This is a genomic window from Moorena sp. SIO4E2, assembly GCF_010671945.1.
GTDB lineage: Bacteria > Cyanobacteriota > Cyanobacteriia > Cyanobacteriales > Coleofasciculaceae > Moorena > Moorena producens.
Map to the genome: position 1 here is coordinate 1 of NZ_JAAHIE010001293.1, position 1,268 is coordinate 1,268.

The 1,268-nt window shown below is 42.4% G+C and carries 1 protein-coding gene and 1 pseudogene; both read right to left on the minus strand.

Going from position 1 to position 1,268, the window contains the following annotated elements:
* Positions 1-61 precede the first annotated feature (61 nt).
* Positions 62-436 (minus strand): hypothetical protein, encoded by a 375-nt coding sequence (locus F6K37_RS43075; RefSeq protein ID WP_071106985.1) that lies wholly within the window; start codon positions 434-436, stop codon positions 62-64.
* A 558-nt stretch (positions 437-994) separates the two neighbouring features.
* Positions 995-1,268: pseudogene (locus F6K37_RS43080) on the minus strand (class I SAM-dependent methyltransferase); the annotation flags it as partial.

A 1,268-nucleotide genomic window follows, 5' to 3' on the forward strand; every position in this document is an offset into this window, starting at 1 on the left:
TTGATTTGGAAGTTTCATGCTCTTTTTTCCCTTCTGAAATTTTGGATTTCATTAAGGGTGTTCAAACTACCCTGCCAGAAGAGTCGGACGGACGGGAAATTGCTGGCATCGCTAGGTGTTGCAGAATTCTTCCCAATTTTGTCCAAACTCCAGTATCACTGGGGTATTCCTGAATCTGATCAGGAGGTTCAGGAATGGGGTTAGGGGTTTCCTGAGTACTGCTTCCCCCAGATGAAACTTCCTCCAACTCAGATTTTGCACCAATATCAAATGTTTTCTTGATATCTTTGAAGGGAGAGGAGGAATCATTTTCTTTTTGTAGCTTCAACTCCCAAGAGTTCCTTGGGCTAGCTACTTCCTCTAGGGTCTCTTGTAGACCTGAATAGTTCTGGACAACAAATCTCCTGACGGGTGAAGCTTGATTTGGAAGTTTCATGCTCTTTTTTCCCCTCTGAAATTTTGGATTCCATTAAGGGTGTTCAACCAGACTTTATATTATTGAGGATACCTCCCTAGAGGCAATTATGCACAGAAAGTGTAATTGCACTGAGAAAACTAGTGCAATCACACTTTTGCTATCATTTATCCTGGGTGATTAACTCGTTTAGGCTAAGGACACGCTCCTAGGTTTGGAAGTTTCATAAGATTGTTCCTTGTTTAAGTTTATTATTATCGACACGAAAAACACCGCTGGCCTATCGGGCTGTCAGGCGGTGACTGCCATGAAACTGCACCAGCATGATTAGTACAGCACTCATTTTGCGAAACGTTATTATTTCGATGGTATGCCCCTGCTGTACAATTTGTTGATGCATTCCCTCCTGTATTGATAAAGCATGTACCTTTATATTGACTTGGGTTAGCACCTACTTTGAGAGATACATAACTTGCCCCCAACGATTGCCTGAAAACGGGCTTAACTTGAACTGGAAGTTTCATAAGATTGCTCCTTGTTTTAGTTAATTCGTCAATGGTTATACAGAAATAGAGTCAGTTAGGAATGATTGTCTTTTTCTGATCGCTTCATCAAAGCAAAGCCAAATAACTGGCGCAAACTTTCTTGATGTTCTGGGGAGGATAATAACGCCAGCAGTGCCTCAGGCAGGTCTAAACGCTGCAAACGCTGTCCTTCTTCTAGGAAAGAACGAAATTCAGTGGTTTCCCAACCTAATTGCCAAAAAAAGTTTGTCCCCTCGGCAGGAGCGAATTGAAGCTTGGCTTCACCATTAGCTGTAGCCTGATCCAGACTGTTTTGGATGAGCTGCAAC